The organism is Streptomyces sp. NPDC059255 (genome assembly GCF_042752355.1).
Taxonomy (GTDB): Bacteria; Actinomycetota; Actinomycetes; order Streptomycetales; family Streptomycetaceae; genus Streptomyces.
On sequence record NZ_JBHYZP010000021.1, the window covers coordinates 1 to 24,646 of the forward strand.

Sequence of the window (24,646 nt, forward strand, 5' to 3'; positions counted from 1 at the left end):
CGCAGTCACCTCATAGACGGCTGCCTCGCCGAGACCGGCCTGACCATCAGACCCACCTGAGCAACCCAGTGACATCACGAGTTCAACCTCAGTAGCCACCCGCGGGATCGGCCCGGCACGTATGCGGCAACTCTTTCGTTTAACGACGGAATGGGGTGAGTTCACTCGATATAGCTATCCATGCGGAATGTGCTCATAGGGGTGGATCCGTCTGCCGATCATGTCCCTTGAGTTGCCGTCGACAGCATGAAAGGGCTATTCGTGGCCGACAGCAAGACCGAGAAGATCAGGCAGGCCGCCCAGGCGTTCGGGCTGGTGACGCCCGTGGGCAGGGAGGCTGCCTCGCAGGCACCCGAGGCCGACGAGCACTGGGAGCTGCCGCGCGGCAGTGCCCGTGTGTACTACGGGGAGGGCCAGAAGGGTGTGGTCCGGCCGGTCATCCTGGCCGACGGGTTCAGCCTCGGGCCGAGCGACTTCGACTGGCTCTGGGACGGGCTGGAGAACGGCCGGTTCCCGTTCATCAGCGAGCTCCGGCGCCGCGGACGCACCCTGGTCCTCGTCGGGTTCGACGAGCGCAGTGAGTCGATCCTCCGCAACGCCGAGACGGTGATGGCGGCGATCCTGCGGACCAGCGCCGAGCAGCTCGACGACACCCGGCTCCTCGCCGGCGGGTTCAGCATGGGCGGCCTTGTCACCCGCTACGCGCTGGCGAAGATGGAACAGCGGCGTATGGACCACCGGGTCGCCGTCTATGTGTCGTTCGACAGCCCGCACCGGGGGGCGTGGGTGCCGATCGGCCTGCAGGCATTCGCGCACTACACCGCCGGTGTCGACGACACCTACCTGCGGCAGATCAGCAGCCCGGCCTCGCAGCAGATGCTCTGGCGCTACCTGGACGAGCTGAAGGGCACGCCGCAGGAGAGCCCGCTGCGGACCGAGTTCAAGGACGAACTCCAGAAGGTCGGCTCATGGCCGCAGATCCCGCATCTGCTCGGGGTGTCCAGCGGACGCGGCGACGGCGTGGGCAACGGTGTGCAGGCCGGGGCTAAGGCTCTGAGCTGCGCCGGGCCGCTCTTCGACGGCACGTACTTCCTCGCCCAGTCCCAGGGCGACCCGGCGGAGGCGGCCGTGCTCAACGGGCTCCTCGGCGGGCCGCACTCGATCACCACCAGTGGCTTCCCCGAGCTTGACGGGGCACCGGGCGGCACGCTCGAATCGTTCGGCATCATCGGCGACGCCCTCGCCGGCGTCGGTGAGAGCGTCGACCTGGTCCACCGCTCCGGGTGCTTCGTGCCGTCCGTCAGCGCGGTCGCCGTCCGTGACCTGGACCGGCAAGAGGACCTGTACGTCGATATCGACAAGCTGGAGCCGGAGGAGTCCGAGCTCAACGAATTCCTCCTGTCCCAGGACAACGACCCGCACGCCCTCATGACGGAGGACATCGGCCGCTGGGTCCTCGACCGACTGCCCGACTGACCCCAGTCGGCTCCGGAAGAGACGCGCAAGGGGCTGTGCTCGCTCCGCCCGACCACGGCGGCGGAGCGAGCACGGGACCCCTTCGAACATCCCCGCACCTCGTGTCCTCTGCCACTGCTTACGGGTGGGGCGGGCTGCAGGTCTTGTGCTCGGCGATCTTGGGCGGCAGGGTCTCCAGGGTGCGTTCTGATCGTGTTCCTGACGATCTGTGGGAGCGGGTGGCCCCGCTGCTGCCACCCGCTCCCGAGCGACCCCATCGCCGTCCCGGGCGGTTGCGCGTTCCCGACCGAACCGCGCTCGCCGGTGTCCTGTACGTGCTGCGGACCGGTGTCGCCTGGCGGGACGTCCCCGCGGAAACAGTGGGCTGCTCCGGTATGACGGCCTGGTGCCGCCTGCGGGACTGGACCGAGGCCGGCGTCTGGCCCCGCCTGCACACCGCCCTGCTGGGCGAGCTGCGCCGCGCCTGTCTGCTGGACCTGGACGACTGCGCCGTTGACGGCTCGCACATCCGGGCCCTCAAGGGGGGCCCTCGTGGGCCCCTAACCCGTCGACCGCGCCCACCCCGGCTCCAAGCACCACTTGATCGTTGACCGTCACGGCACTCCGCTCGCCGTCACGCTCACCGGCGGCAACCGACACGACGTCACCCAGCTCCTACCGTTGCTCGACTCCATCCCCTCGATCCGCGGCCTTCGAGGACGCCCCCGCCGCAAGCCACGTCGGCTGTACGCCGACCGCGGCTACGACTTCGACGAGTACCTTCGCCTGCTGCGGAAACGGGGCATCAAACCCGTGATCGCCCGCCGCGGCATCGCCCACGGCTCCGGACTGGGCAGGGTGCGCTGGGTGGTCGAACGCTGCTTTGCCTGGCTACACCAGTTCAAACGCCTCCACATCCGCTACGAACGACGCGCTGACCTCCACCAGGGCCTTCTCGAGCTGGCCTGCAACCTCATATGCCTTCGTCGCCTACGAACCTCATTCTGAAACGATCAGCTATACGAATCAGCGGCGCACGTCGAGCTGGACCAGCCGGACAAGGCGGTGGAACTCGTCACGGAGCCACCAGCCGGGCTGAAGCCCAAACGGCTCGGTCGGCTCTTCATCGACCTCTCGCGGGCCAGGCCGGCCGTTGAAGGACACGCCGGGAGCCAAGGAAGCACTCAAGGCCGCCTTCCGGGTATCGCTGCAGATGGCAATCCCCGAAGTCTGTGCGCCCCGCAGACGAATGGGGCCGGCGAGAACGTACGCAGGCCAGCTGGGGCCAGTTCGTGATGGCGATCTCTGAATGTCCCCGCACTGTGCTCTGAGGTTGGCCAAACCAGCTCAGTTGATCTCCCCACCCATTGCAGCTTTTCAACGGGCACTCCGGGTAACTCAATGGGAGCTCTGCGGCCCGACTGCCGACGCGGGAGAAGAGCGCCAGGGCGAGCAGGAGCCGCGCCCAGGTAGTCGGCTGCTTGTGCTGCTGGAGCTACGTGCCGAGGTCGCGATGAACGCACTGAACCCACAGCCCGTCCGCCCCGGCCGAGGGAACGCTGGACCGCCAAAGGCGTGCGCGATTAGCTTTGTTCACGAGAACGTGAACAAAGCCACGCGGTCCAGCCGAACCTGAGAGGGATGTGTGCTGGCAGGGCATCCTTACCTGGCCGGGGGCGAGCGGGCGCAGGCTGCTCAGGTCGCCGAGACCGAGGCGGGGCGTCCTCGCGGAGCCGCCCCTGAACCGCCACAGGGCGCGGCCGAGGCCCGGCCAGCGCCCTCACGTTGAACCCGGGCGGGCGCGCGTTCTAGCCGACCCCCGGGGTATCCCTTGGTGCGAGCCCGCAGGCTGGGACTGGCATGTGCGCTGGTCCGGCAAGGCCGCTTCGTAGGGTCGAACACTAAAGGGCCGGATGGCCCGACGACCCTTGCTCCCTGAACGTCCCCACTTGCTTCAAGGGGCAACGACCTGGGGAAACAGGAGCGGGCCTGGCCGTTTTCGCGGCTCTGCCCGGAGTTCCGTGAGCCCTCTTTTCGCTCAGCCCTGGCCACGGCGGACCCAGGTTGGATGACCCGTGCGCCCATTCGAGGGCCTTGCGGACGTGCTGCGAGCCGGAGGCGGCGTGGAGGGCATGTATGCGGAGCGAGGCGACCTTGGGATCCGTGAGGAGATCAGCTGTGTACGCAGTCGTTCGGCGGTACGAAGGGGTAACTGATCCTGCTGAGGCGGCACGCCGGGTGGGGGACGGATTCGTGCCCCTTCTGCACCAGGTCCCCGGTTTCGTGGCCTACTACTGGGTCGACGCCGGAGACGGAGTGATGCTCTCCACCAGCGTCTACGAAGACCAAGCAGGGGCCGACGAGTCAGTCAGGAGGGCGGCGGACTTCGTACGGGACAACCTCGCGTCACTGCTCCCCCACCCTCCTCAGGTCACAGCCGGCCCGGTGGTGGCTGGTGGGTAGCGACCTCCGCGGCGGCGCCGGGCCCGCAGCGTCCTCGTGCTGCTGACCTGCCGATTCACGAAACCACGGCCAGAGCCGTTTTCGCAGATCCTCATCATTCGAGCGCGAGCGGATGGGTCACCGGTTTGTTCACGCGAGCACACCACTCCATGGCCATGGCCCCGAAGTCCCTCGCCGCACTGCCCCAGGGCCACCCAAGCCGTCCTCCTCACCGCTCGGTCTCCGGGCCAGCCCCATTCCAGCCCTTCAGTCCGGTACACCAGGGGCAGAAGCGGTCTACCTAATCGGCTCCAGTACAGATCGCAGACCCCAGTAATCCCTGGTCAGAGCGCTGCGGCACTCCGGAGCGCCGTTGATTCCCAAGCTCAGAGCGCGAGTTCGATTCTCGTCACCCGCTCCATGACGAAGGCCCAGGTCAGTGACCTGGGCCTTGTTTGTTGTCCAGATCTCTTGCCCTCGGCGAGGCGTGCGAAGGCCTCGCCCACCTGTCCCAGGGGGTACGCGGCCTCCACACATCCGCGGATGAGGCCCGCCGCTGCCATCTCCATGACGGTGTGGGCGTCGGCGAGGGTGGCCCCGCCCGCGCCGATGACCACGGCGGTCTCCTCCGGGCGGTACGGGCGACGCGTACTGCGGTCGTTCCCGAACAGCCGAGGACGGCGGCTTCGGCGAAGGAGATCGTGTCCACGATCGGCACGAGGGAGCGGGCGTCGGCCGGGTAGTACTCGCACAGCCCGCCGTCGGAATCGAAGCCGACCTTCGCCGTCGGCAGAGGTTCTCCGATCCGTCCGCGCACTGGGCGCAGTGCCCGCATCCTTCGTAGTAGTAGGCGAGGACCCGGTCTCCAAGCGGAGAAGGCGTCCCGCCCATGACCAGCACCCGTTGGCAGAAGACCGCCCCCGTCGCCGACGGCTTCGACGCCTACGACGGCATGGCACGTCCTTCCCCTTGCCCGGCGTGGGCCCCGACGCGCGCCGGGCGCCTCGGGGCCCATGGGGGTGTCCCTACTTCGTGACCTCGACAGTGACCTGGTCGGTCGCGCCGGTGTGCTGCTCATCGCCCGCGTAGCGGACGACGTATGTCACCTGACCGGCGACCCTCGGCCGGTCGGTGAACTGGAAGGTGCCGTCCGCCGCGACGGCGAAGCTGCCGGCGGACACACCGTCCGGCGTGCGGGCGTCGGTGCGCGTCACCTCCACGGTGGTGCCGCTCCCGAACTGTTCGCCGGCACTCAGCGTGCCCGTGACGACCAGGGGCCTGCCCCTGACGGCTGTCGACGGCGCCAGGAGGGTGAGGGCGCTCTCCGCCTTGCCCGCGTCTATCAGCACATGCAGGGTCGGATGGGCGCCCAGGTAGTCGCCGGTGACAGCGAACAGTCGGTTGTCGTCCGGCGCCCAGGCGAGTCCGGCGGCGAGCTGGAGCCCTCGGGAGTAGGTTCGCAGTGGGGCGTCGGCGCCGGCGCGGAAGACGTACAACTGCGAGCCGTTGCCGCCTGCCGCGGCTGTGCCGTCGGGGGCGATGGCCACCGCGTTGGGGTAGGCGTCGGTGGGGTAGGTGCCGTTCGCCGACAGGTCGGAGGTCCTGACGACTTGGTGGCGGTAGGGCGTTCCACTTGCCGTCACGATGTTCTGGCCGTCAGGGGTGACGGCGAAGTCGTTCAGGTCCGACATGGCCGGGGCATCGAAAAATGTGCGCTTGACCCGCTGCTGCAGACCCGTACTCGCGTCGTACACCGCGAGAGTAGCCGGGCTGAGGCCCTTGTCGCCCGCCACCAGCACGTTCGGATCGGCCGGCGACGATGCGAGCGTCGGGGCGTAGTACCAGCCCGAGGACTCGTTGAGCGTGATCACCGGGACGGACCCGGAGAGCTCCACTGAGCCGATTCCCGCCCGGCCGGTGGCCCCGTGGCTGAACCAGATCTTGCCGCCGGCCAGCGCCAGGCTCTCGGGCGATGTGCCCGCGCCCGTCTGGTAGCGGTTTTTCTCCGTCAGCGTGCCGGTGTCGATCGCCGATATCGCGTCAGCGGACGGAAGGGCGACGTAGACCGTGCTGGAGTCCGCCGAGACCGCGAGTCCCGCGGCTCCGTTCTCCGAGGTGATCTGCTTCACGACCTGTCCCGCGTAGTCGGTCACGACGACGCTGCTTCCGGACGGATCACTGATGAACACGCGGTCGTGCACGTCGTCGACCACGATGTCCCGGTACGAAGTGCTGGGCAGCGCGGTGGCGCTGTCCGCCGAAGCCGGAGCGGTCGTGCCGCCGATCAGCAGAGCGGTGCCGATCACGGCCGTCAGCGCCCTGCACGCAGCGGTTCTTCGTGTACGCACGTCTGTTGCCTCTCTGGTCGGATGAACCGACGGGTGATCACCTGTCAGTACCCCGAACCTAGGCGGTGCCACTGACAACGGCCGGTCAGACATCCGCCCCGCGGCCACTGCTGAACCACTCGCCCCCGGTTGACGCGGTGCGTTCCGGGCAGAACCCAGGTTCCGAAGCCGCGCGTCGGCCGCGCAGGAGTCTCGCTTCATGCCACTACGTGCCGGCCAGAGCGGTAAACAGCGGTCAACGGGGGCTTGTAGCCTGCTCGGAGCCCGGGTGATTCCCAAGATCAGAGCGCGAGTTCGATTCTGGCCACCCGCTCCGCGTCCGCCGACAGAGCCTGCTCTGCCGTAAGCACCGGAGCGGCGACAAGCCACCCCTCTTCCGCAGCACTCGGCCTTGGCTGATGAATCCACCGGAGGGCCAGCGCGAGCCCTTATGCGCATACTCCAGTATGCTTGCCGTATGTCCGCAACGACTCGTATCACCGTCACGCTGCCCAGCGACCAGGTGGCAGAGCTCCGCAAACTCACGGACAACGTCTCCGGCTACGTGGCGGAAGCCGTGGCTCGCCAGATCCGGCACCAGCTTCTGGGCGACGACCTTCGCCGCCACGAGGAAGAGCACGGACGCTTCAGCGACGAGGAGCTCGCCGAAGCCCACTCGAAGATCTTCGGTGGAGCCGGCTCCTCCAAGGGCGCGGACTCCGCGTGAACGAGCGCATCGAGACCGTTGTCCTCGACTCGGAAGGACTCTCCGCCTGGATCGCGCAGGACCGCAAGTTCCTCGCGATGTTGCAGGTGTTCCACGACATGGGGGCAGACCTTGTGATCGGGGCGAACACCATCGTGGAAGTCAGCCACTCACGTACCAACATCCCACGCTTGAACTGGACCCTGTCCCGCATCAAGGTGGAGCCGGTCACCGAGCAGGCGGCGAGGGCGGCAGCGGAGCTCCTCAAAGGCGCCGGACTGCACGGGCGCAAGTACGCCATCGACGCCACGGTCGCCGAGGTCGCACTGCGCCAGCCGAAACCGGTCACCCTGCTCACGTCCGACAGCGACGACATGGCCCAGCTCTGCGGCAGCCAGGTCCGCATCATTCCTCTCTGACCCACCAGCCCACTTCGAACACCCGCGGAGCGCGGCGGCTACCGGAAGGAAACCGTTGACCCCGGGCGCTCGCCGAAAGCCCGGTCGACGCCGGGGCGGCGAAAGGCTTGGCGAGCGGGGCCGACTGAAGCGGGTAACGTCTTTGTCGTGTTCTTCCGGACGCCGATTTACGAGTGAGAGCGTGATGGGCCCCTGCTGTCGCTCCTCGACGTCGCCACGCCTGTCCCCACCGGTGAATCCGCAGATCACTTCACATCATTCCGGGAGAAACCTATGACCGTGAGCAAGAACATCAACAATCCCGTGGGCATGGGTGGCGGCCAGCGCAAGAGGCTGTCCCGCGCCGAACGGCAGAACAACGGTCCGCACCGCAACCTCGACCGCAAGGGTGCCGCCGAGCAGAAGGCGGAGCTGGTACGCAAGATGCGCGAGAAGGCAGGCGCAGCCAAGGGCGCCGAGCAGACGGGCGACGACACCGCACAGAGTTGACGCACCGCCGCCGCAGGACCGGCCGCCCGCGTCTCGGCCGACCACCCAGGGTGGGCGTGCCACTACGTGCCAGTCAGGACGAAATCGCTCTTGAGGCGCGCTGTGTCCGGGTGATCGATCTCCTCGAAAATCTTTAAGGCCTGCCGCCACCGAGCACGGGCCTCCTCCGTTCTGCCCTCTACCAGCAGGACCTCGCCGAAGTGATCGAGGGTCTCGCCCTCGACCCAGTGATTACCTGTGGCGCGCAGCACGGTCAGCGCACGCCGCAGTTGCTCGACGGCCTCGTCGAACCGCCCCAGTCGCTTCGCGGAGCCGTCTCGGCGGGCACTTTGCCTTGTCACGCTTCGCCCGCACGATGCCGCCCGCGGCCTCCGGCCATTCCTGGTCGCCAATTCCGGCCCGGCCACCGCGATACAGGGGGCGGGGTCGGCTTCGAGAGGCCGGTTGGATGCGGGTCAAGAGATAGGGATTCTCGGATCATCGATGTCGACCGCAATCTCGAAACCCGAGGTCGAACTAAAGGTAGCGACCTTTCCGGACAGCTGAATCCGATCAAAAGGATTGGATTCCATAAAGAACATCGCCCACATCAGCGCACGGTCGACGGTCAAACGGGCGATGAACCCCTCCGAGCCGTAAGAACCCTCGCCGCCCCACAGCAGCCCCTTCTCTCCCAGGTCAACGGCGGCAAGCCCATCGACCGAGGACACCCAGGACGGGTCGCTTTCCAGCACCTCACGGAGATCGAAGGGGACGAGTACCACGAAACCCCTCGGTGCAGCGCGGTCGAGGGCCACATCGTAAGAGTGCCCGTCGGCGTAGTGGAGCGCGTTCTTGATGGGAAGCTCAAAGTCTTCCCACAGACTTTCGATCATGGTCATCTTTTCTTACACTTCCCGTTGCGCACGTGCTCTGACCTCTCCTGGAGTCCGGCCGGGGGAACTGGCCCACCTAGTTCATTTCTGTTCCGCGAAGAATTCATGCGCCTTTTGAACTGATCCGCCCAGGTCCGTCCGGTCGTCGAATCAGGGCGTACCGCGTTCGGGTCGACGCGCTCGATGGTCACCGGCCCACCCGCTTCGCGCGCCGCGTCAAGCCTTCGGTTGTCGTACGACACCAACTGACCGTCCACTTCCATGACTTTCAACGCTGTACCAGGGCATCGCCGATCCCACTCCCCGGAGCGCGCGCATGGAGCGGACCGGTCCTGTCCCAGTGGAGCTTAAGCGCTTAGGCTACGCTGGAATTCCACGTGCCCCGGCGAGGAGGAGTCCGCATGCGCACGACGTTGGACCTGGCAGGACGTTGGACATGGACAGTCGTTGCCGACGGCCGGACTTCGGTGCCGGAAGCGGCCGTCCCGCTCATCGGCCAGGCCATCGATGCGCAGGTTCCGGGGGCGATCCACCTCGACCTGCTGGCAGCGGACCTCATCCCCGACCCCTTCGTCGACCGGAACGAGGAAGAGGTCTCGTGGGTGTCGAGATGCGACTGGGGACTCAGCCGCACGTTCGCCACCGCCGTTGGCGCGGAGCGGATCGACCTCGTCCTCGACGGTGTCGACACCGTCGCATCCGTCGCAGTCAACGGGCGGACGGTCGGAAGCACCCGGAACATGCATCGTTCCTCCCGGTTCGACATCACGGCGGTCGCGGCCGAGGCGAATGCCGTCGATGTCCGATTCACGTCCGCGTACACGGAGGCGGAGCAATGGGAGCGCGAACTCGGAGCCCGGCCCAGCGCCTACCCGCAGCCCTTCGCGTTCATCCGGAAGATGGCGAGCAGCTTTGGCTGGGACTGGGGACCGACCCTCCCAGGTTGCGGACTGTGGCGCGACGTCAAGGTGGAGACGTGGAGCACGGCGCGGATCGCCGCGGTCCGTCCTCTGGTCGACTTGTTCGAGGACACCGGCATCCTCACCGCCCACATCGACATCGAGCGAACCGGCTCGGGGGCAATACTCCCGTTCCACCTGGAGGTCGAGATCGCCGGGCAGGCTGTCCACGCCGAGGTCCAGCCGGGCGAGGACTCCACGACCGTCGTCGTCGCCGTTCCCGACGTGCGACGGTGGTACCCGCGAGGACTCGGCGAGCCACACCTGTATCCGGTCGATGTCTCGCTCTGGTCCGGGAAGGAGCAGCTCGACGAGTACCGCACACGGGTCGGCTTCCGAACTGTCGCCATCGACCGGGCACCCGATGCTCACGGCACCCCGTTCGTCGTCACGGTGAACGAGCGCCCTCTGTTCGTCAAGGGCGTGAACTGGATCCCCGAGAGCGTCTTCCCCGGGGCGGTCACCGCCGACCGCGTCCGGACCCGTCTGGAACAGGCCGCTGACGCGAACGTGAACCTCGTCCGCGTATGGGGCGGAGGGGTCTACGAGAGCGACGCGTTCTACATGGCGTGCGACGAGCTCGGCCTGCTCGTGTGGCAGGACTTCCTCTTCGCGTGCGCCGCCTACCCCGAGGAGGAGCCGATCCGCTCCGAGGTGCTCGCCGAGGCTCGCGAGAACATCGTGCGGCTCAGCTCTCATCCCAGCCTTGCCATCTGGAACGGGAACAACGAGAACCTGTGGATGCGCCTCGACAAGGACTGGGCGGCGCAGCCAGGAGGTGAGCTCACCTGGGGCGAGCGGTACTACCTCAAGTGGCTCCCGGACCTCGTTCGCGAGCTCGACCCCACCCGTCCTTATACGGAGGGGAGCCCCTGGTCGGGCAGTTGGGCGCACGACCCGAACGACACCGACCACCAGACGTTCCATTCCTGGGACGCCTGGAACGAGTACGACTACGCGGTCTACCGGGACAGCTCTCCGCGCTTCGTGTCCGAGTTCGGTTGGCAGGGCGCAGCGGCTTGGCGAACACTCCGAGACGCGATCACCGACCGCGAGTTGCGCATCGACGCCGAGAACGTGCGCCACCATCAGAAGGCCATTGACGGACATGCGAAGCTTGCGCGCAACCTCGCCCGGCACCTCCCGCCGACGGAAGACTTCGACCGGTGGCACCTGCAGACGCAGTGGATGCAGGTCGAGGCGGTCCGCACCGGCGTGCTGCACTGGCGCGCGAGCTGGCCGCGGACCACGGGCACCATCGTGTGGCAGCTCAACGACCTCTGGCCTGTCACGTCGTGGTCGGCGATCGACAGCGCCGGCCGCCGCAAGCCGCTCTACTTCGCCCTGCGCGACATCTACGCGCCGCGGGTCGTGACCATCGAGCCGTGTGACGGCGTACTGGAGCTCTGCGTCATCAACGACGGCGACGAGGCGTGGGACACGATGGCGCACCTCGCTCGGCGGCGCCTCGACGGCGTGCCCGTCGCGGAGCGATCGCACTCGCTCTCGGTTCCTCCGCGTTCGGTGACCCGCGTCGCGCTGCCGCCGGCTGTCGCCGAGTCGTCGGATCCAGGCTCCGAGTTCATCATCGCGACGGTCGACGACGAGCGGGCCGTCCGGCACTTCGCTTCGCCGAGGGACGCACGGCTCGACGGAACGCCGCTGGAGGTCACGGTCACCGCCGTCACCGGTGGGCTGGACATCGGTGTCCGCTCGCATCACCTCGCGCGCGATGTGCTCGTCCAGCCGGACCGGATCCATCCCGAGGCGACGGTCGACCGTGGCTTCACCACCGTGCTGCCGGGGGAGACGGAGATCTTCCGTGTCCGCGCGCCGGAGTCGCTCGATGCCGCCTCGCCGCTGGCGGCGTTCGTCGTTGCCTCGCTGAGGGATATCATCGATTCCGACTGACGGGAGCTGGCATCGGTGATGACGAGCGCTCCAGGGACCCGGCGGGTCACCATCGCAGACGTCGCGCGGGAGGCGCAGACGTCGACCGCGAGCGTCTCCTATGCTCTGAACGGCCGGTCCGGTGTGTCTTCGGCCACGCGCGAACGGGTTCTCGAGGTGGCGGCCCGGCTCGGCTGGTCGCCGGCGAGCGCCGCCCGCACGCTGGCGGGTGCGGGCGCGGACACGATCGGTCTGGTGCTCGCCAAGGACCCTCGTGATCTCTCCGTCGAGCCGTTCTACATGCAGTTCATCGCCGGCGTGGAGGCGACGCTCGCGTCTCGCTCGATGGGACTCCTGCTCGAGGTCGTGCCCGACGCGGACGCCGAGGCCGAGGCGATCCGGCGATGGCACATGTCGCGTCGTGTCGACGGCGTCCTGCTCACCGATCTGATCCCGGATGATCCGCGGATCTCCGTCGTGTCGGAGGGTGGCATCCCCGCGGTCGTCGTCGGCGACCCGAGCGTCGCGGCCGGACTGACGACGGTGTGGACGAACGACGCCGAGGCGATGCGGCAGGCGGTCGCGCATCTCGCGGCCCTCGGCCATCGACGCATCACCCGTGTTGCGGCCCCCCGCCGCTATGCGTACACGGCCATCCGCGACGACGCGTTCGAGCACGCCGCTCGCGCTGCGGGCCTCGAACACGACATGGTGCGCACCGACCTCTCACAGGATTCCGGTGCGGCAGCCGCGCGCACCGTGCTGTCGTCGCCCCGGGCGCCGACAGGTCTGCTGTTCGACAACGACGTCATGGCGGTCGTGGCGCTGACCACCGCACACGAACTGGGTCTCTCGGTCCCCGGCGATGTCTCCATCATCGCGTGGGACGACTCGCTGCTCTGCCGCCTCGTGACGCCGGGGCTGACGGCGCTCGGCCACGATGTCGTCGCCCTCGGCGCCCATGCCGCGCGCCGGCTTCTCGACGTCATCGACGGTGCGGCCCCGTCCACTCATCAGGACGCGACCCCAACGCTGCAGGTCAGAGCCTCGACGGGTCGTGCGCCGGACGAGGCCTGACCTTCGCGGCGGTCTACCAGCGGAGCGCGGGATCCCACCGCAGCTGCACGCCTCCGCGTTCGAGGTCGCGCTGGAAGTCGCCGAGCCGGCGCGCATGGGAGCGCACCGCGGACGGCTCGACGCCGTGGTCGAGGCAGTATGAGGCGAGGGCTCCCACCGCCTCGCCGATGGACCACTCGACGGGCTGCAGCCGGTAGCTGCCGTTCGAGATGTGCGTGGTGCCGATGTTCTTCGCGGCGGGGAGCAGGTTCCGTACGCGCCGCGGCAGGAGGGCGCCGAGCGGGATCTCGAACGGTTCCGGCAGGCCGCCGCCGCCCGCGCTGCCACCGGTCGTGGCGTGCCGGTCGATCCAGTAGTAGTGACCGACGCCCACGGTGTCCGGATAGCGCTCGGCGCCCCGGCCGTCGCGGAGGTCCCGGTCGAAGTCCTGCTCAAGGATCGTCCGCTCCGCCCGGATGCGGCGTGACTCCCGGAAGTACGGCATCATGGCGAAACCGTCCGACGTCCCCGTGACTCGCGGCGCGAGGCGGAGTCCGGGCCAGCCGACGCCGCCGTCGGGCCGCGGAGCCTCCGTCTGCAGCCAGTGGAGCAGCGACCGGCTCAGCGCCTTCGACCGGTCCCAGTGGACCGCCGCGTCGTCGCTGCCGAACACCGTGCCGCCGACGTAGTCGTTCATCGGCCAGTTCACGATGACGATGTCACTCTCGTACGCGCCGTCCTCGAACTGGCGCCGCGCTGCGACGCGGCGGTAGTTCCACAGCTCGGGGGCTTCGCCCATGTTGCGGTGGTCCACGTCGATGGCGAACGGGTCGTCGTCGTCGTTCACGCGCAGCGTGTACTCCCGGGCGATCGATCCGTCGTGGGCGGCGCGGCGGAACCCGAGCATCTTCTCGCCGTCGAGCTGCGGCGGTCGCCACTCGCGGAAGAAGTCGTAGTCGTCGGGTCGGTCGATGGTGTGGTCCTGGCCGGCGAGGTGCTCGACCGCGAAGCACCAGGTGACGCTCTGCATGTCGAGGGGATCGCCGGTCTCCGGTGCGCCGGGCTCGCCGGTCTCGCCGCGGGCCTCGCGGCCGGTGACGAACTCGACTCCGCCGAGTTCCAGGAGGTCGCCGAGCTCGGTCGCGTCCAGCACGAACGGCGCGGAGAGGTCGCACACATCTCCCGCGCGGTCGCGCACCGTCACCGCGGTGACGCGGTCGGCGTCGGTGTGGACAGCGACGGGCGATGTCTCCAGCATGAGCGTGAGTCGTCCGGACGCTTCGTACGGGCGCAGCATGCTGTGGATCACCGCGAGGATGACCTTCGGCTCGACGCTGAGCGGGCTGACCCACGCCGCGCCGGGGTTGAGGTGCTGGTCGCTTCTCGCGGCTGCGGTGAGCGGATAGTACGTCCGGTAGTGCTCGCGTACGAGCTCCCGGAACTGGGCGTAGCTGCGGTTGCGGCCGGTTGTCTCGATGCGTCGGTGCTCGTCGCTGGGCACCAGTTGAGCCGTCAACTGTCCTCCCAGCCACGGCGTCTGCTCGGTCATGATCACCGATCTGCCGCGGCGCAGAGCCGCGAGGGCGGCGGAGACGCCGCCGACGCCACCACCGACGATGAGAAGGTCAGCTTGCTGTCCTGTCACGGGAGAACACCTTTCTTTCCCGAAAACTCTCGGTAGGTTTCTCGATCATACTTAAGCAAAATCTCTCAAGGCGACGTCGTCCGCCGTAGACTTCCAGAACTCAAAGTGATCGAAGGGATGCCCATGCGTGAGAAGGAGCGTCGACCGTCGCTCGCCGAGGTGGCGGGCGAGGCGGGTGTCTCGATCTCCACCGTCTCGAAGGTCGTGAACGGGGCGCCGGACGTCGCCGCCGACACCCGGGTGCGGGTGGAGTCCGTGTTGCGCGACAAGCAGTACCTGTCGCCGAAGCAGCGCTCCCGGCGCGATCTGGCGACGGTGGTGGTCATGCTCTCGAGTTCGAGCATGTCGTCGCCGCTGACCGTGGAGATCCTGCGCGGCGCCATGCGCGCGGCCCACGAGGCCGGGCTCGAGCTCGTCCTTCTCGACCTTCCCGACGGAGTGCCCGCCGCGGGGTGGATCGAGCGGACGAAGCGGAACGGGCCCGTAGCCGTTGTCGCGCTGAAATCCCGTCTGAGGACGGAGGAGCGGGCGAAGCTCGCGAAGAACGGAGTCCCGCTCGTCGAGGTCGACACCTACCGGTTGCCGGACAACGACTCGTATTCCGTCGGCGCGACGAACTTCGCGGGCGGCATGGCGGCCACGCAGCATCTGCTGTCGCTCGGGCACACACGCATCGGTTTCCTCGGCGGCGTGTCCGACACGCAGGCGTCGATCGCGCGCAAGCACGGGCACCTGGCCGCGCTCGCCTCCGCGGGGATCCAGCCCGGCGCCGACATCGTCGAGGAGGGCGACTTCACGTACGAATCGGGACTGCGGGCCGCGGAGTCCCTCTTGGGCCGACCGGACCGCGTCACGGCGATCTTCGCGGCGAGTGACGCGCAGGCGGCCGGGGTCCTGGAAGCCGCGCGACGTGCCGGCATGTCCGTCCCGCGCGACCTCAGCGTCATCGGGTTCGACGATCAACCCGTCGCGCGGATGACGGCGCCGCGGCTGACGACCATCAGGCAGCCGTCGGAGGCGATGGGGTCGTACGCGGTGGACGTCGCGCACAAGCTGCTGCTCGGCGGAGCGCCTCCCGTGTACCACACCGATCTCGCGACAGAACTCATCGTGCGGGACTCGACAGCGGCTCCGCAAGTTCCCGAAAATATGCCTTGATTTTCTCGGTAGCGCTGGTACTTTACTTTCCTGCGGAGCGCTACGAGCCGCGGAATGAGTACGAAGGAGTACTTCATGCGAGCTACCCGATCCCGAAGAGCCGCCATCGCGCTCACCGGAGCTCTGGCCCTGTTCCTCAGCGCATGCAGCGGCGGCGACACCAGCGCGTCAGGTCCGGCCGATCTGAAGATGGCGCTCTGGTCACCCAACAAGGATCACCTGGCGTTGCTGCAGAAGGTCGGCGACGCCTATGTCGCAGAGCACGGTGACGAGGTCGCGTCGATCACGTTCGAGCCCATCACGAACCCGGACTACATCGCCGGGCTGACGACGCAGATCGCCGGCGGCGACATTCCCGACCTGGCCTGGATACCCGAGGCGAGCGGCCCCGAGTTCGTCGACGCGGGCGTCCTGCACGATGTCCGCGACACGCTGAAGGGCGCCGACGGCTACGACCTCGACGACATCCTCCCCGCCGCGCTCGCTCCGTGGCAGGACGACAAGGGCGGCATCTACGCGTATCCGTTCTCCAATTCGCCGTTCGCGCTCTACGTCAACGAAGACCTCCTGAAGGCCGCCGGCCAGCCCGATGTGGCATCACTGGTCGGGACCCCGGACTACACGTGGCAGACGATCGGCGACATCGCCGCGGCGACGCACAGCAAGACAAAGGCCGTGGGGTTGAACGTCCCGACGTTCAACCCCACGAACTGGAGCGCGGTGACCATGCTCGGCAACGCATGGGGTGCCGCCCCGTGGTCCGAGGACGGCGCGACGTGCGAGTTCGCGTCGCCGGAGATGATCGACTACCTCACCTGGTACCAGAAGCAGATCAGCCGCGGCGCCATCCCCGCCGTCTCGGGGAACGCGCCGCCCGCGACGTTCGCGAGCGGCGACGTGGCCTTCAGCCTCGCGCAGCTCAGTCAGTCGGGGAACCTCGGCGACAGCTTCGAGTGGTCGTTCCTCCCCCTCCCGGCAGGGCCGAAGGGCTACCACCCCATCGTCGGACAGGCGGGGGTGAGCGTACTTGAACGCGGCAGCCACAAGGAGCAGGCGGCCGGATTCCTCGCCTACCTGACGAACCCCACGAACGCCGAGCTCCTCGCGCAGTTCTTCCCGCCGCCCCGTAAGTCGCTCCTCAATGTGAAGACGCTCTCCCAGGCTGCGCCGAAGCTCTCGCCCGAGGAGATCCAGTCGGCGATTGTCGACGTGGTCCCTGAGGCCTCGGTGAAGTCGCAGCACCCGGCGCTCTCGCAGTTCTCCGACAAGGTCCGCGCAGGCCTCGACTCGGTGTGGTCGGGAAGCGACGTGAAGACCGCCGTCACCGGCATATGCGAGCAGATCTCGCCGACGCTCAAGGGCTGACCCCAGTGACCGTACGCACCTCCGCAGCGAACGACCGAAGAGTCGTGCAGAGCCGGCGCCCCCGTCCTGACCGGGACCGCTGGCTCGGCATAGCCTTCGTCGCGCCCCAGGTCCTCGGCGTCATCATCCTCGGTGTCGTCCCCTTCCTCTTCGTCATCTGGTACAGCCTCAACGAGTGGCGGCCGCTCACCGGCGAGATGGAGTTCACCGGACTCGACAACTACTCCCGCCTCTTCGCTGATCCGACCTTCTCCGCGTCGGTCGTCGCGAGTCTGTTCTTCAGCGCGGGCGTCCTCGTGCTGAACCTCGTGATCGCCATCAGCCTCGCCGTCCTCCTCAACCGGCGTATGAAGGGCATCACCGCGTTCCGCACGATCTTCTTCTCACCCGTCGTGGTGTCCGTGGTCGCCTGGTCCGTGACATGGGGCTTCCTCCTCGCCCCCGACGGAGGCATCAACGGCGCACTCCGGCTCCTCGGCATCGACGGAACCAACTGGCTCGCCGACTCCTCGACCGCGCTCATCTCCCTCGTCGTCGTGCAGGTGTTCAAGGGCGTCGGCATGAACATGGTGCTCTTCCTCGCCGCTCTCCAGAGCGTCCCGGAGGAGATCCGAGAGGCTGCGCAGCTGGACGGCGCGTCGCCGTGGAGATCGTTCCGGTCGATCACGGTCCCGGTGATCGCGCCGACCATCCTCCTCACCGGGATCCTCACCACCATCGGCTCGCTCGAGGTGTTCGCTCCCGTGCAGCTGCTCACCGACGGCGGGCCGGGGAGTGCCACGAACGTCCTGCCGTTCTTCCTCTACCGCACGGCCTTCGTCAGCCAGCAGTTCGGATACGCCAGCGCGATCGGCGTCGTGCTCTTCGCCATCATCCTTGCACTGACGATGCTGCAATGGACCTCCCGCCGGAAGTGGGTACACGATGAGGTCTGATGCATCGAGCGCGGCACGCAGCCGCTCGCGGGTGACGACCCTCACGCTGTACGTGCTGCTCGTGGCCGCGTCCCTCCCGTTCCTCTATCCGACGCTGTGGATGATCTTCTCGTCGTTCAAACCGGCGAACGAGATCTTCCTGCAGCCTCCCACCCTGCTGCCCAGAGAATGGACGCTGGACGGATTCGCGCAGGTGTTCACCGCGCAGCCGTTCCTGCGGCAGTACGGCAACTCGATGTACATCGCGGTGGTCGTCACCGTGGCATCGATCCTGCTGTCGGCGATGGCGGGCTATGCCTTCGCCCGCATCCGCTTCCCCTTGCGCAACGCGGCGTTCACGCTCATGCTCGCGGCGATGATGGTGCCGACCGAGGTGACGATCATCCCGATCTTCACGGCGGTCAAGGCCATGGGTCTCACGAACACACACTGGCCGCTCATCATCCTGCCGATCTTCGGGCCCACGGCGGTCGTCTCCGTGTTCATCTTCCGGCAGCACTTCCTCAGCTTCCCGAAGGAATACGAGGAGGCCGCACGGCTGGACGGTGTGACACGTGCCGGGGTGTTCTTCCGGATCGCCCTCCCACTGGCAAGGCCGGCGATCGCGGCGGTCGGGATCATGGCGTTCCTGCGCTCGTTCAACATGTACTTCGAGGCGCTCATCTTCCTGCGGACCCCCGAGAACTTCACGCTCGGGCTCGCGATCACGCGCTATCAGGACCAGTACGGCGAGCAGATGTGGAACACGCAGCTCGGCGCCGCGTCGCTGACCGTCGTCCCGATCCTCGTGGTGTTCCTCATCGCGCAGAAGCAGTTCGTCCAAGGCCTCGCCCAGACGGGGCTCAAGGGATGAGTTGACCCATCAGAGCGACGACGCGGACCGGACGCCGCCGCTGACCTCATCGCCCCCGGTCGAGAGACGAAGGAGTCGAGATGATGCATGAGGATCAGACACGTCCACCGATGCTGCCGGCGCTCAGCCGACGGAACTTCCTGGTCGGCGTCAGCGCCGCCGCGGCGGTGATCGGGACGGTGAATGCGGGAGCGGCGCCCGCGATGGCGACATCGGACGGCACCGTGCTGCCGCTCGTCGCCCCGCTACCGGCCGGGCAGCCGGTGCGGACCCGGTTCGCGCCCAACGAACAGGTACTGGCTGCGTACCTGATGATCGTCGCTCCGCTCGCCAACAGCGTCCGGGACGTCGCGCCGAACTACGGGTGGATGGAGGACGGCTGGCAGCGCACGCCCAACCAGCCGTACAACTCCCGGATCATGGAGCACGTCGCCACGCTCTCGTGGTTCTATGCCAACGATCGACCGTGGAACCCGTACTACCGCGACCCCGCGCTCCTCGCGCGCCTGGACGCCGCCCTCGGCTATTACCTCTCCCTGCAGCACGCCGACGGATCGTACCCGGAGTACTCGCCGACCGAGCACCACCTCTCCCCGACCGGGTTCGGCACCGTCGCGCTCGCCGCCGTCCTCCGGGACCTCCGCGCGGCCGGTGAGCTCTACGACCGCCGACTGCAGATCCGCGACGCCATCCGCGACAGCTCCGCGTGGCTCGTCGACACCTCTCGTCCGCACTGGAACCGCCCGGTCCAGTTCGCCAACCAGGTCGTCGCAGGGCTCTCCGGCGTCGTCGAAGCGGCGCACATCCTCGGCGAACCGGCCGTCAGCGCCTCCGTCCCGAACCGGCTGCAGATCATCCTCAAGGACGGCCAGGCGCCCGCCGGGTTCTTCCACGAGCCCGTCGCACCGGACGCCGGGTACAACTTCGACGTGATGCTCCCCGATCTCGGCGCGCTGTACAAACGGCTGCCGGACCCGGCCATCATCCAGCTCGCCGAGCGGTTCGCCGCCTGGTGGGGGTACATCGTCGTCATGGAACCCGGACGCAACGAGGGCTTCATCCTCTCCGGGACGAGCGCACGCAACATCGTCGCGACGTTCGTCACCACCCCGGTGGACGACGTGGACCGCAGCGCGCTCGCGCGGACCCTGCTGCCCCACGTGCCCGCGCTGGGCGCGTTCTTCACCAGCTCGGAGGAGAAGACGCGAGCGCGCAACGCCTGGAGCGCCTCCACGGCGCCGGTCTCCCCCCGGCAGAAGCAGGACTCGTCGCCGCGGCTGCACATGCACGTCCCGCAGGCCCCGCTCGGGATCCCTGGAGCCCAGCGCGACGCACAGGTCGCCGCATTGCGCTATCTGCGCGAGTCCACGTTCACCGAACTCCGCAAGGGCACCCTCGACCAGCAGTACGTGTTCGTCCGCCGTCCCGGGTACTACACCGCCGGTCTCTACGGCGTGCGGCAGAACTCGCTCCAGCGGATGGGGACGAACGCGTTCTGGCACCCCGTCGCAGGCATGCTCGCCCTCACGGTCAACAGCACGGGTCCGGATGACTGGACGACCGTCGCCGACACCGTCGGCACCGCCTCCTCACGTGGCCCGGTGAGTGCGACGCACCATGCCGGGTCGGCGGCGTCCGGTGTCGTCATCCCGGCGGACACACTGACCGGATACACAGGCGTGTTCACCACGAGGTACGTGACCGCGGACGGCGCTGTGACGACGGACGTGACGCATCGTGCTGATGGAATCAGGCGTGTGCTGACCACGCCGGGAGCGTCCCGCGAACGCATCCCCCTCATCATCGGCACCGGAGATCAAGTGGTCTTTGCGAACGGCACGCCCGCGCCCTACGGACAGGAGACGATCACCGTCACCCGAGGGCTCACCGTCACCCGCGGAAGCATGAGGTTCATCATCGACTGGGGAGTGGACCGTGAAGCGAAGTATGCGCCGATGGACCGGTCATACCTGGGCAATCGCACTCATCGCATCCTCACCGTCAGCTTTTCCGGGACGCTCTCCGTGGATCTCCGCGTCGAGCCGGTGAACTGAGTCGAGCGGTCCGCGTCGGCGCTGGTCAGCTCTCCGGCGCCGGCACGAACCCGCCCGGCGGCTTCTCGACCGGCATGCCGCGGATTACCCGACGATGCCCACCGCCCTGGCGGGATCGAGCCGCGGGTGAGTGCCGGACCACACGGCCACAGGTACGCCATCGACGCCACCGTGGTCGAAGTAGCACTGCGCGAGCCGAAGCCGGTCGCGCTGCTGACGTCCGCCAGCGACGACATGACGAAGTCCCAGGTCGGCTACCTGGGCCTTGTTTGTTGTCCAGCCCGGCTTCGCCGCCCCGACGCACCAGCGCGACGCCATCGCCACTGTTCACGACCGCACGCCGCACCGATGGCGCTTCGCCGCGGCGCTCTCCGAGCCGGCCGGCCCCGAGCACGGCACAGCGAGTCTGCCGCTCGATCCGGCGTGGCCGGGGCTGACCGCGTTCGACCTCGACCGGCCCGGCCACGGACGAGCTGCTACCGCATCGTCCTGGCCGGAAGCCGGCACGACGAGGTGATCCAGTGTCTCAACGTCCATGTGGTCCGGGGGAACTCCTTCGACGAGCCGGTTCTCACAGCGCTCAAGCCGCTGCGTGGGCCTCACGGACCCGCACCGCCGCCTGCCACCACTCCCCGACCCACAGGTCATGCACAGATAAAGTGCTAATATCCGCCCACTCGCCTGGGGGGGGTGTCTGAACGTCATATGTGCCGCACGTCCATGACCTGCGGCTCAACGACGTACGCACAAGTCTCTCCAAGCCTTCGACCATCGTCCCCGGAGAGGTCCTGCATGGGCAGACGTGCGCTCGTACGAGGCGCCACCGCCGCCGCCGTTTCCTTCACTCTCGCCCTCGGGCTCGGCCCGTTCTCGACCGGCAGTGCGTACGGGGGGACGGTCACCGGGGAGGTGGTCGTGCCGGCCACCACGGCCGTGGTTCCCCGGACGGGCCTGCTGAGCGCGGGGCCCTCGGGGTTCCTCCGGTACGAGGAGGGAAGGGGCCAGCTGTGGACGACGTACGACGGTGTCGACACGGTCGTCGACGCCTCGGGCACGGACGGGTACGGCGTCACGAGTGCCGGCGCGGGCTCGGACGTCGTCGCCCGCCACGACAGCTCCGCCCGGACCGTGACGCTACGGAACATGACGTCCGGCCAGGTCAGTACGGTCGCGCTCCCCGACGGACACGCGTACTTCAGCACCCTCGGGTCGACGGTCGTCACGACGGCGGGAACCCCGGGTACCGACTCCGTGTGGCATCTGCTGGACGTCCGGGCCGACGGCTCCGTCACCGACCGCACGGTGGAAGGCGTCCCCTCCGGCGTCCGCCTGTGGTCCGCCGCCGGGCTGGGCGACGCGCGCGGACAGGTCGTGCGGTACCGAAAGGGCGACGACGAAGTCACCGGATGGCTCGATGTCGAGCAGGGGCGCTTCACCGCCCTGCCGTACACCGTGCAGTCCTGGTACTACCTGGTCGCGCTCAGCGCCACCCACCTGGTGTGGTTCTACGACGGCACCCTGCACGTCGCCTCCCGTCAGGACCCGGCCGCCGCCGTGCGGACCGTTCCGGTCGGTGACATCGCGCAGGTACTGGGCCTGGTCGGGGACACCGTCATCGTGTCCCGGTACGACTCCTCCCTGGGCCGCGACGACATCAGCCGCGCGGTCTCGCGGGTGGAAGCCGTCCCCCTCGACGGCTCCGCGCGGCGGACGCTGCTGGCCAGGACGTCGCGGCAGGCCATGCCCACTCCGGACGGCGGGCTGCTGGTCGCGGGCGGCGCCGACCCGGACCACTGGGGCGTCTCCCTCATCAAGGCCGCCGGGGGCGGCGGGGTCACGGTACGCCGGATCGCGGACGCGTACCCCCGGCAGACCGCCCGCACGATCTCCCAGCTGACCCTCACCCAGGGACGGTTGACCACCGTGGAGCAGGATCCCGTGGGTGACTGGACGTATCTCCACACCCGTGAGACCGGAGTGGCCGACTCCCCTGCCGCGGGGACACGCACCACTCGCGGCCGTATCGCGCCGGAGAACTACCACTGGAGCGGCCCACGTCTCATCGACACCGGCGACGGCCGGACGGTCATCTCCGGCTACGGCACGAGCGCCGCCCAGCAGCCCCAGCTCCTCGGTGCCACCCAGTCGCTGCCCGGCACCCGGATCGACAGCTCCCGCACCTATCAGACCGCGACCGCCGCCAACGGCCGCTTCGCCGCCCTGACCAGGCCGCACGACAGCACCGGCACTGCGGAGACCCGGATCGTCGACCTCGACTCCGGGCGCACGGTGTACACGACGACGGATACGGTGCGGGCCCTGTGGGGCACGACTCTGTGGGTGATGTCGGGCAATGACAGCGTGATCCCCGTCGATCTGCTGACCGGGCAGCGGGGCGATCCGGTGTGGTTCGGGCGCGGCTGCCTGCTGAACGACTTCCAGGCGGTCGGTCGGTGGCTGCTGTGGAACTGCGTGCTCAACTCGGAGGGCCAGGGCGTCTACGACACCGTCACCAAGCGGAACCTGACGCTCGTCTCCGGCTCCGGCTGGGAGCAGGCGCGGCTCGGCGACGGATTCGTCGCGACGGTCGAGGCCGGTCTGCTGAAGGTGATCGACGTCCGCAGCGGGAAGCCCGTGTCGCACACCGCCGGGAAGTTCGAGTGGAACGCCTGGGACGTCGACCCGTACACGGGTGTGATCGCCCAGCAGCGCTCCGACCACACCGTCCGTCTGACCTCCAGCGGTGTCCCCGTCTCCGCCCTCGTCCAGCGCGACGCCACCGTCGCCGCCTCGGCGGACGTCAAGGGCGGCGCCGTGCAGTGGACACCGAAGTGGTGGCTGAACAAGACCGCTGCCTCGTGGAAGCTCGTGATCAACGACAGAGCCGGTACGGCCGTGCGCACGCTCTCCGGCGGCCTGGCACGCGGTGTGGTGGCCCCGGGCTGGAACGGCAAGGACGGCTCCGGTCGGCTGGTGCCCAACGGCGCCTATACGTGGAAGCTGACCGTCACCCCCGCGGACGGGCAGGGCGCGGCGCTGACGAAGACGGGCTCGGTCAAGGTCACCGGAGCAGCCGCGGCCCACCGCGACTTCGTCGGATCGGACGGCTTCGGCGAGCTGATGACGCTGAACGGCTCGGGCGGGTTGACGTACCAGTACGGGACGGGGAAGGGAACGTTCACCGGGAAGCGAACGGGCTCCGGGTGGCCGACCACGGTGAAGGTGGTGCCCTTCGGCGACCTGAGCGGTGACCGGTGCAACGACGTGCTCGTACGGTTCGGCAACGGCGCGTTGCGCGCCTACCGGCCCGCGTGCGGGACTGCGGTGACGCCTTCCACCGCGTACACCTCGCTGGGCACGGGCTGGAACCAGTACGACGTGCTGACCTCGCCCGGAGACATCAGCGGTGACGGCCGGGCCGATCTGATCGCCCGCCAGTCCTCGACCGGCGACGTCTACCTCTACAAGGCGACGAGCACGGGCAAGCTCTCCGCGAAGGTGAAGATCGCGTCCAAGTGGACGGGTTACAAGAAGATCCTGGGCGCGGGTGACCTCAACGGCGACGGTTACGGCGACCTGCTGGTGCAGGACAAGTCGAACGAGCTGTGGCGCTATGACGGCACCGCGACCGGCAAGTTCAAGAGCCGCGTGAAGGTCTTCAACGACTGGGGATCGTCGTACAACGTGATCGTGGGCGTCGGCGACATCACCGGCGACGGCAAGGCCGACATCGTCTCCCGCGACACCTCCGGCACCGTCTGGCGCAACAACGGCAACGGCAAGGGCTCCTTCGGCGGGCGTACGAAGATCGCCACCGGTTGGCAGGGGTACAAGGGCCTGTTCTGAGCCTGCCTTCGCCACTGCCCTGCGGGCCCGGACGACGTGATGCGTCCGGGCCCGTTCCATGCCGCATGCCCAAGCCTCCCCGGCCACCGCTGCCCGGCGAACGGACCACGGGCGAATTCCGGATCTGCCCCGGTCCGGAACTCGAACTGCTCGTTCAGCGCAGAGGCCATGA

21 protein-coding genes and 1 pseudogene are annotated in these 24,646 nt (G+C 68.3%); 17 read left to right on the forward strand and 5 right to left on the reverse strand.

Annotated elements, in window-relative coordinates:
- The first annotated feature begins 246 nt into the window (after positions 1-246).
- The 3 genes from ACFXKG_RS23580 (at position 247) to ACFXKG_RS23590 (ending at position 3,918) form a co-directional block, all read left to right on the forward strand.
- The gene (locus ACFXKG_RS23580; protein WP_384842405.1) at positions 247-1,476 is read left to right on the forward strand and encodes an esterase/lipase family protein; all 1,230 of its coding nucleotides are present in this window, start codon (positions 247-249) and stop codon (positions 1,474-1,476) included.
- A 179-nt stretch (positions 1,477-1,655) separates the two neighbouring features.
- Positions 1,656-2,463 (forward strand): IS5 family transposase gene (locus ACFXKG_RS23585; RefSeq protein WP_384842408.1). Its coding sequence is split into 2 segments (ribosomal slippage): positions 1,656-2,018 and positions 2,020-2,463, totalling 807 coding nucleotides; the frame shifts between segments, so codons are not numbered across the junction.
- Positions 2,464-3,708: 1,245 nt separating this feature from the next.
- Complete coding sequence (locus ACFXKG_RS23590) at positions 3,709-3,918, forward strand: hypothetical protein (protein WP_384842411.1); 210 nt, start codon at positions 3,709-3,711, stop codon at positions 3,916-3,918.
- Between the two features lie 365 nt (positions 3,919-4,283).
- On the opposite strand, the gene ACFXKG_RS23595 is transcribed toward ACFXKG_RS23590, so the two are convergent.
- Positions 4,284-4,514, reverse strand: a complete 231-nt coding sequence (locus tag ACFXKG_RS23595) for a hypothetical protein (protein ID WP_384842414.1) — start codon at positions 4,512-4,514, stop codon at positions 4,284-4,286.
- 272 nt (positions 4,515-4,786) lie between these two features.
- Here ACFXKG_RS23595 and ACFXKG_RS23600 point away from each other — a divergent pair, with 272 nt between their 5' ends.
- Positions 4,787-4,933 carry a hypothetical protein gene (locus ACFXKG_RS23600; RefSeq protein ID WP_384842417.1) on the forward strand — a complete coding sequence of 49 codons (147 nt, stop codon included), beginning with the start codon at positions 4,787-4,789 and terminating at the stop codon, positions 4,931-4,933.
- Here the strand turns inward: ACFXKG_RS23600 and ACFXKG_RS23605 are convergent.
- Positions 4,923-6,203 carry a YncE family protein gene (locus ACFXKG_RS23605; protein ID WP_384842420.1) on the reverse strand — a complete coding sequence of 427 codons (1,281 nt, stop codon included), beginning with the start codon at positions 6,201-6,203 and terminating at the stop codon, positions 4,923-4,925. The two genes, ACFXKG_RS23600 and ACFXKG_RS23605, sit on opposite strands and share 11 nt — an antisense overlap.
- Before the next feature lie 499 nt (positions 6,204-6,702).
- Here ACFXKG_RS23605 and ACFXKG_RS23610 point away from each other — a divergent pair, with 499 nt between their 5' ends.
- From ACFXKG_RS23610 to ACFXKG_RS23620, 3 genes are all read left to right on the forward strand, one after another.
- On the forward strand, positions 6,703-6,951 hold the full coding sequence (locus ACFXKG_RS23610; RefSeq protein WP_384842423.1) for a hypothetical protein: 249 nt from the start codon (positions 6,703-6,705) through the stop codon (positions 6,949-6,951).
- Positions 6,948-7,349 (forward strand): PIN domain-containing protein, encoded by a 402-nt coding sequence (locus ACFXKG_RS23615; RefSeq protein WP_384842426.1) that lies wholly within the window; start codon positions 6,948-6,950, stop codon positions 7,347-7,349. Before ACFXKG_RS23610 ends, ACFXKG_RS23615 begins: the two co-directional genes overlap by 4 nt.
- Positions 7,350-7,622: 273 nt before the next feature.
- The gene (locus tag ACFXKG_RS23620) at positions 7,623-7,838 is read left to right on the forward strand and encodes a DUF6243 family protein (protein ID WP_384842429.1); all 216 of its coding nucleotides are present in this window, start codon (positions 7,623-7,625) and stop codon (positions 7,836-7,838) included.
- A 62-nt stretch (positions 7,839-7,900) separates the two neighbouring features.
- Here ACFXKG_RS23620 and ACFXKG_RS23625 read toward each other — a convergent pair whose 3' ends face one another.
- Positions 7,901-8,179 (reverse strand): tetratricopeptide repeat protein, encoded by a 279-nt coding sequence (locus tag ACFXKG_RS23625; protein WP_384842432.1) that lies wholly within the window; start codon positions 8,177-8,179, stop codon positions 7,901-7,903.
- Between the two features lie 114 nt (positions 8,180-8,293).
- Positions 8,294-8,719, reverse strand: a complete 426-nt coding sequence (locus tag ACFXKG_RS23630) for a hypothetical protein (protein ID WP_384842435.1) — start codon at positions 8,717-8,719, stop codon at positions 8,294-8,296.
- Between the two features lie 395 nt (positions 8,720-9,114).
- Here ACFXKG_RS23630 and ACFXKG_RS23635 point away from each other — a divergent pair, with 395 nt between their 5' ends.
- The gene (locus ACFXKG_RS23635) at positions 9,115-11,583 is read left to right on the forward strand and encodes a glycoside hydrolase family 2 TIM barrel-domain containing protein (RefSeq protein WP_384842438.1); all 2,469 of its coding nucleotides are present in this window, start codon (positions 9,115-9,117) and stop codon (positions 11,581-11,583) included.
- An 18-nt stretch (positions 11,584-11,601) separates the two neighbouring features.
- Positions 11,602-12,639, forward strand: coding sequence for a LacI family DNA-binding transcriptional regulator (locus ACFXKG_RS23640; protein WP_384842441.1), 1,038 nt, complete (start codon positions 11,602-11,604; stop codon positions 12,637-12,639).
- 13 nt (positions 12,640-12,652) lie between these two features.
- On the opposite strand, the gene ACFXKG_RS23645 is transcribed toward ACFXKG_RS23640, so the two are convergent.
- A complete protein-coding gene (locus ACFXKG_RS23645; RefSeq protein WP_384842444.1) occupies positions 12,653-14,263 on the reverse strand; it encodes an FAD-dependent oxidoreductase in 1,611 nt (536 codons plus the stop codon).
- A 123-nt stretch (positions 14,264-14,386) separates the two neighbouring features.
- Here ACFXKG_RS23645 and ACFXKG_RS23650 point away from each other — a divergent pair, with 123 nt between their 5' ends.
- The 8 genes and pseudogenes from ACFXKG_RS23650 to ACFXKG_RS23685 all read left to right on the forward strand — a co-directional run bounded on the left by ACFXKG_RS23650 (position 14,387) and on the right by ACFXKG_RS23685 (position 24,474).
- Positions 14,387-15,421 (forward strand): LacI family DNA-binding transcriptional regulator, encoded by a 1,035-nt coding sequence (locus ACFXKG_RS23650; protein WP_384842447.1) that lies wholly within the window; start codon positions 14,387-14,389, stop codon positions 15,419-15,421.
- A 75-nt stretch (positions 15,422-15,496) separates the two neighbouring features.
- Positions 15,497-16,786: an ABC transporter substrate-binding protein gene (locus ACFXKG_RS23655; protein WP_384842450.1), complete on the forward strand. Its 1,290-nt coding sequence runs from the start codon at positions 15,497-15,499 to the stop codon at positions 16,784-16,786.
- A 5-nt stretch (positions 16,787-16,791) separates the two neighbouring features.
- On the forward strand, positions 16,792-17,721 hold the full coding sequence (locus ACFXKG_RS23660) for a carbohydrate ABC transporter permease (protein WP_384842453.1): 930 nt from the start codon (positions 16,792-16,794) through the stop codon (positions 17,719-17,721).
- Positions 17,711-18,574, forward strand: coding sequence for a carbohydrate ABC transporter permease (locus ACFXKG_RS23665; protein ID WP_384842456.1), 864 nt, complete (start codon positions 17,711-17,713; stop codon positions 18,572-18,574). Before ACFXKG_RS23660 ends, ACFXKG_RS23665 begins: the two co-directional genes overlap by 11 nt.
- Before the next feature lie 80 nt (positions 18,575-18,654).
- Positions 18,655-20,628, forward strand: coding sequence for a hypothetical protein (locus ACFXKG_RS23670; RefSeq protein WP_384842459.1), 1,974 nt, complete (start codon positions 18,655-18,657; stop codon positions 20,626-20,628).
- Positions 20,629-20,760: 132 nt separating this feature from the next.
- A pseudogene (locus ACFXKG_RS23675) lies at positions 20,761-20,871 on the forward strand (DNA-binding protein); the annotation flags it as partial.
- A 22-nt stretch (positions 20,872-20,893) separates the two neighbouring features.
- Positions 20,894-21,145 (forward strand): hypothetical protein, encoded by a 252-nt coding sequence (locus tag ACFXKG_RS23680; protein ID WP_384842808.1) that lies wholly within the window; start codon positions 20,894-20,896, stop codon positions 21,143-21,145.
- Positions 21,146-21,420: 275 nt separating this feature from the next.
- Positions 21,421-24,474 carry an FG-GAP-like repeat-containing protein gene (locus ACFXKG_RS23685; protein WP_384842462.1) on the forward strand — a complete coding sequence of 1,018 codons (3,054 nt, stop codon included), beginning with the start codon at positions 21,421-21,423 and terminating at the stop codon, positions 24,472-24,474.
- The last annotated feature ends 172 nt before the right edge of the window (positions 24,475-24,646 follow it).

Coding starts and splice junctions, on each gene's coding strand:
- ACFXKG_RS23580 (WP_384842405.1), top strand. CDS start 247: ATGAAAGGGCTATTCGTGGCCGACAGCAAGACCGAGAAGATCAGGCAG.
- ACFXKG_RS23600 (WP_384842417.1), top strand. CDS start 4,787: ATGACCAGCACCCGTTGGCAGAAGACCGCCCCCGTCGCCGACGGCTTC.
- ACFXKG_RS23610 (WP_384842423.1), top strand. CDS start 6,703: ATGTCCGCAACGACTCGTATCACCGTCACGCTGCCCAGCGACCAGGTG.
- ACFXKG_RS23620 (WP_384842429.1), top strand. CDS start 7,623: ATGACCGTGAGCAAGAACATCAACAATCCCGTGGGCATGGGTGGCGGC.
- ACFXKG_RS23630 (WP_384842435.1), bottom strand. CDS start 8,719: ATGACCATGATCGAAAGTCTGTGGGAAGACTTTGAGCTTCCCATCAAG.
- ACFXKG_RS23635 (WP_384842438.1), top strand. CDS start 9,115: ATGCGCACGACGTTGGACCTGGCAGGACGTTGGACATGGACAGTCGTT.
- ACFXKG_RS23640 (WP_384842441.1), top strand. CDS start 11,602: ATGACGAGCGCTCCAGGGACCCGGCGGGTCACCATCGCAGACGTCGCG.
- ACFXKG_RS23650 (WP_384842447.1), top strand. CDS start 14,387: ATGCGTGAGAAGGAGCGTCGACCGTCGCTCGCCGAGGTGGCGGGCGAG.
- ACFXKG_RS23655 (WP_384842450.1), top strand. CDS start 15,497: ATGCGAGCTACCCGATCCCGAAGAGCCGCCATCGCGCTCACCGGAGCT.
- ACFXKG_RS23665 (WP_384842456.1), top strand. CDS start 17,711: ATGAGGTCTGATGCATCGAGCGCGGCACGCAGCCGCTCGCGGGTGACG.
- ACFXKG_RS23670 (WP_384842459.1), top strand. CDS start 18,655: ATGATGCATGAGGATCAGACACGTCCACCGATGCTGCCGGCGCTCAGC.
- ACFXKG_RS23685 (WP_384842462.1), top strand. CDS start 21,421: ATGGGCAGACGTGCGCTCGTACGAGGCGCCACCGCCGCCGCCGTTTCC.